We start from the raw sequence: 5,774 nt of genomic DNA on the forward strand, positions 1-5,774 counted from the left end.
CGGCCCCATTCGTCGTTCGTCAGATCACCCCGCCCCATGCCGGGCACAACGAGCCCGGCATGGAGAAGTCACATGATCCGCCGGACAGAACCTAGTAGCGTGGCCGCGGATGACTTCGTACGGCGAGTGGAGGCGGCGGTTGAAGGTCTCTGGGGCGGCGGGTTCCCGTCGGCGGCAGGTGTGGGCGCAGTCCGTGAAGAAGGCGCGGACATGCCTGAGGAACCTGGCGGAGGGCGACACGGACTCGCGCGATCTGAAGGCGGTGATCGAGCAGGTACTGGCCACCGAGTACAAGGGGCGAGTGATCGTCGAACTGCTGCAGAACGCCCACGATGCACACCCGGCCAAGGCGGGCGACGGGCGGGTGGAGATCCTGCTCGACGAGACCGAGGGCGAGCACGGGGTCCTCTACGTGGCCAACGGCGGCCGTGAGCTGACGCCGAAGCGCTTCGACGCGCTGCGCCGGGTCGCGGCGTCCAGCAAGCGGCCGGACGAGGGCATCGGACACAAGGGGGTGGGCTTCAAGAGCGTCCGTCAGCTGACCGAGGCCCCGGAGGTCTACAGCGTCTCCCGCCCGGGCGCCAAGACCTTCGACGGCTACTGCTTCCGTTTCGCCCGGTCGTCGGACTTCGACCGGCTGGCGGCCGAAGCGGCCCCGGACGACCCCGGCGCGGCCGACAAACTGCGCGAGAACCTCTCTGCGCTGCTGCTCCCGGTGCCCGTCGACGAGGTCCCGGAGCCGGTGCGGCAGTTCTGCCGTCGCGGGATCGTCACCGTCGTCCGGCTGCCCCTCAAGGATGCGGAGGCCCGTGCCTCGGCTGTCCAACAGTTGCGCGAACTCACTGACGACAGCGCGCCCTTCGAGCTCTTCCTCGACCGGCTGGCCATGGTCGTGGTGTCCCACACCCAGGCCGGCGCCGCCCCGAAGCGCGTCGTCTTCGGGCGGCGGGTGATCACGTTGTACAGGTCCCGCGACCTCAGGATCGAGGAGGTGGCGCTGCGCCGCGGGCGCCGGAAGCTGGACCTGGTCCTGGTCCGCAGCCGGGTGCCGGAGGAGCGCCTCCTCCCCGCCATCGCGGCCAGCAGCGACATGGGCAAGCCCTGGGACAAGTGGCGCGGGTCCGCCGAGGTGGCGGTGGCCGTCCCGGCGGGCGAACCGCTGAGGGGCGGCCGGCTCTACACCTTCCTGCCGATGGGTGCCACGACCGCGTGCCCGGTCGACGGGTACGTCAACGCGCCGTTCTTCTCACATGTCAGCCGCCGCACGCTCGTCCTCGAGACGCCGTGGAACCAGTTGCTGCTCGACGAGGTGGCCACGGCCTGCGCCCGGGCTGCCGTGCTGGTCGACGAGGGGCGGGTGCGGCTGCCGGGCGAGGCCGCGATCGACCTGGTCTGCCGGAACGGCGCCGAACTGGAGCGGCTGCAGGAGGCGTTCCGGAAGCTGGACCGCAAGCTCAACGAGGTGGCCTTCATCCCGAGGGTCCACCCGGAGGGCTCACGCACCTCGCTCGACCGCGGCACATTCGTCGAGCGGCCCGAGGGCGTCGAGGTCTTCACCCCGCAGGCCGTCGGTGCGACCGGCGAGGCGGAGATTATCGACCCCGCCCTGCACCCGCTGCGCGCCGAACGGCTCCGGAGGATGGCCCGTCTTCTCCACGTGCGCCTGGAGCCCTGGACCTTCCAACTCGCCCAGTGGGCCGAGGCCGTGGCCCAACAGCTGGCCGAGACCACCGGCGCAGCGGACACCGGCCACGAGCGCTGGGCCGACTTCTACCACGACCTGGCGCTGTCGTTCCCCGACGCCGCCCCGCTGCGGGGCAAGCGGATCGTCCTCGACACGGGCGGCCGGCTCGTCCCCGCCGGTGGTGAGCACGTCTTCTTCCCCGGCGCAAGCGACATCCTGCTCCAGCCCGACGCGCTGCCCGCCCGCGTGCGCGAGCACCTCTCCTTCGTCCATGACGCGATCCCGTGGTCGGAAGGCCGAGGCAAGGCCCGGAGCCGCCGCGCCGCCGGTCGACGGTGGCTCGAACAGCAGGGGCTCGTGCAGACGTACACCCCGGCGGCGCTGCTGCCCGCCCTGACCGCGGTGATGGGGCAGGACGGGCAGGACGACGAGACCCGGTGGCAGTGCCTGCACCTCGCCTGCCGCCTGTGGATCGCTCAGGGCCCGCGCGCCGCCCGCATCAAGGGCCTGCTCGTCCCCACCAGGCGAGGCTGGTCGCCCACCGGGAGCGCGATGTTCGGCCCGGGCTGGACGGGAGCGGCCTCGGCCGCCGACGACACCCTCGTCCGCTTCCTGGACCTGACCCGGACCCTGGACCGCTCCCTCCGGCAGGCCCACGGCGCACTCCTGAGGCCGGCCGCCGAGGTTTGCGAGGGCAGCGGCACCGACCCGGCGGTGTTCCAGCGCTTCCTGGAACGCCAGGACGTGCGCCACGGCCTGCGGCCGACCTGTCTCCCCGTCACGGACTCGGTGAAGGGGAGCCAGCTCAACCACCCGTGGTCCTTCGACGCCTACCGGTCTCTCCACCGTACGGCCGAGGCGCGCCGGCAGTGGGTGGCCACGGCCCAGACCTGGCCGAACAGGCACGGCGACCTCTACGCGACCGTCGCCTACCAGCCTCAGAACCGTCAGCTGGCCAAGCTCCCGGGCCAGGACGCCTACGCCGACTTCTCGGACGAGGCCCGCCGGCTCTACGCCGAACTGATCGTCCACGGCCTGGGCACATGGCAGGACAGCGCTTTGGAGACCCGGTTTGTGCGTGGCAGAGACGGTTCCGGGACTGCCTGGCCGACCCCGCTCGCCGCCTTCCTCCGCCATGCGCCGTGGATTCCGCAGACCCTGGACCACCAGGGCCGGAGCACCTTCGCCCCGATCTCGGCCGCGTGGTGGTGGAGTGAGAGCGAGCAGCCGCCCGCCTACCTCTCCGTTGTGTCCGCGGGGCTTCGGCAGATGGCGACCGGCAAAACGCTAGAACGGCTCGACCTGCTGGGCGTACGCCACTGGTCTGACCCCCGCACCGCCCTCGACCGGCTCCGCCACCTACCCCAACTGCTCTTTGAAGCACCTAAGTTGCGCCACGGGGTGCACGCCAACGCGATCCGCCGCGCCTACGAGCGGGCCTGGTCGCAGCTGCTGCCGCCCCACCAGGGCCAGGACAGCTCGCGGGCCGACCTCGAAGCCCTCCTGGTCTCCCGGACCGGCGCCCTGGAGGTCCTCCCAGCCGCCCCCGAAGGCGAGACCGCCGAGCCGGTGCACCTGCCGGACCCGGGCAGCGGCCAGCAGCGCAGGCTGCTCGACCAGATCCCCGTCCCGGTGCTGCCACTGGATGACCGGGCCCTGGGCAGCCGGGTACACGACTACCTCGCGGACCACGACGGCTTCGAACCCCGCCCATGCAGCGAGGCCGCGGTCCAGGTAGTCGCGGACCAGCTGCCCGCGCCGCAGGCGCCGAGCACGCCCCTGCTGGAGTTCGCCGGCCCCTGGCTGCGCGCCCTGGTGGCCGCGGTAGTGGAGTACGACGAGGACCGCGCCGTGCGTCCGGAGACGGTCACGGTCGCCCGGCTCACCGGGCGCCTGCGAGCCTGCTCCCTGGTGCTCGCCACCGAGGCCGTCACCCATGTCGCCGGACACACGCTGGCCGCCACCGACCGCTCGGTGCTTCACGACGACCCCGAGCGCCCCTGCCTGGTCGTCGTCCAGGCACCGCCGCGAGCGCACTGGCCCGTCCTCCAGACGGCCGCGCCGGGCATCGCCGAGCTAGTCGGCGCTCCCTACCTCGCGACGGAACTCGAGCTCGCCCTGCTAAAGCTGGGGCAGCGGATGCAGGGCCGGGGAACCGCCGAGGTAACGGAGAACGACCTGGCCGCCGCGCTCGACCTGCCGCTCCACCGGCTGGAAGCGGTGCTCTCCGACCGCGCCTCCGCCCGCTCGGGCAGCGCCCGGCTGGTGCCCGTCCTCGCCTGCGAGGACGTCGAGCTGGCGGAACAGCTGCAACAGCTCCAGGAGACCTTCAACAGCCTTGAGGAACTGCGAGATTGGCTGGCGGGGAAGCTCGGCGCCGACCGTGCCGAGCTGCTGCTCTCCCTTCCGGATGACGACTGGCAGCGGCTGCTGCTGCGGCTCAGCGTGCCGCTGGAGCGGGCCAACCGCGCGTGGGAGACCCTCGGGCTGGCCCCGATCGACAACTCCGCCCTGCACACCCGCCAGTTCGAGACCTGGCTGCAGGGCAACCGCTCGCGGCTGGTGGACCGGGTGCGCGACGCGTTCGCCGCCCCCCACCGCGCCGGGCGCGAGCTGGGGGAGTACGTGCGGCTGCGCGAACTGCCGGGGCTCGGCCCCGATCCGGCGTGGCACCGGACACTCTGGGAGCTCCCCGCCCAGCTGATGGCCGACCACGCGGACCGGTGGCTGGCCGAGCACCTGCCCCCGGCAGGCAAGGGCTCGGGGGTGCTGCTGCCGGTGAGCGAGGTGCGGGACCTGTGCGTGGGCGTCGTGCACGCCCGGCTGCCGGAACTGCGCACCCTGATCGAGCGCTGGCTCACCCGGCAGGGGGGTGGCACGGAGTCCACCTGCCCCGGGGCAGCCCAGGTGGCCCGGGAGATGGAGGCGGAGGGGCTCCTCGACTTCGCGCCGCTGACCCGCAAGGCGCTGATCGCCTGGCTGCACTCGCGCGGCCACTGGCCGGAGGGGATGCCGGCCACGACGAGCCTCGGCGACCTCGGCCTGGAGGGCGAAGCGGCGGGCCGACAGCCGTCGGAGCCGCGTGAAGGGAAGGGAACGGCACCCTCGGGACGGGCCCAGGCGCCGACGCTGGAGTTCAACGGTGAGCACCTGCCCATAGGGAGCGACGACCTGCGCGAATTCGCACGCCGAGTGGTGGCCGACCTTACCGAGGCGCAGCTGGCGACACCGGTCGACGTGGTGACCCCCGAGGCGCCCGGCCCCGCGGCCGCCCTCCCGCGCCAGCGCGGATCCGGCGGCTCAGGGAACGGCACGGGCGGTGCGCGGGAGTCCGGTAGCGGCGAGAAGCCCGTCGCGGTCGGCCTCGCCGGCGAGGTGGCGGTCGGCGCCTGGCTGGAACGGCACTTCGGGGTGCCGCCCGAGGAGTCGTGGAAGTCGGAGATGCGCCGCCACGTCCTCGCCGACGGGCTGGGCGACGACAGCCTCGGCTACGACTTCCTGATCCGGGACGGCGAGCGCACGCTGCTCTTCGAGGTCAAGTCGTCCACCGGCGCGGACGGCGACATCCACCTCGGGGACACCGAGACGCGGGCCGCACGGGCGAGCCAGCTGCAGCCCGACGTGGAGTACCGGATCGTCTACGTCTCCCACACCAACGACCACGAGCGCCGGAGGATCACCCCGCTACCCAACCCGTTCAGCGAGTCCGGCCTGACTAGCTATCAGATCGTCAGCACCGCGATGCGGCTGCGCTTCGTCCTGCCACAGGAGGAGTGACGGTGCTGCGCCGACGTTCGGTCCTGGTCATGCCGCACTGTCGGTCACGCGGAGGTGAGCTCGCCGACCGGCAGGCCGAGCACAGGCCTGAGCACAAGCAGGTCCGCGCCCGCGTCGAGCACGTCTTCGTCCGAGTGAAGACCTGGACGATCCTTCGCGACTGCCGTCGCAAGGGCGACGGCGCCCGGCTTTTACAAGACGAGTCGTTTCCCGGAGTGCTAGGTTCTGTCCGGCGGATCATGTGACTTCTCCATGCCGGGCTCGTTGTGCCCGGCATGGGGCGGGGTGATCTGACGAACGACGAATGGGGCCG

The 5,774-nt window shown here is 72.3% G+C and carries 1 protein-coding gene and 1 pseudogene; both read left to right on the forward strand.

What is annotated here, in order from left to right:
• Positions 1 to 262 precede the first annotated feature (262 nt).
• Positions 263 to 5,461 (forward strand): sacsin N-terminal ATP-binding-like domain-containing protein, encoded by a 5,199-nt coding sequence (locus tag ACFXPX_RS43230; RefSeq protein ID WP_380645055.1) that lies wholly within the window; start codon positions 263 to 265, stop codon positions 5,459 to 5,461.
• 23 nt (positions 5,462 to 5,484) lie between these two features.
• Positions 5,485 to 5,706, forward strand: a pseudogene (locus tag ACFXPX_RS43235) (hypothetical protein); the annotation flags it as partial.
• Positions 5,707 to 5,774: the final 68 nt, after the last annotated feature.

Origin of the sequence: Kitasatospora sp. NPDC059146, from assembly GCF_042786665.1 — a bacterium.
GTDB lineage: Bacteria > Actinomycetota > Actinomycetes > Streptomycetales > Streptomycetaceae > Kitasatospora.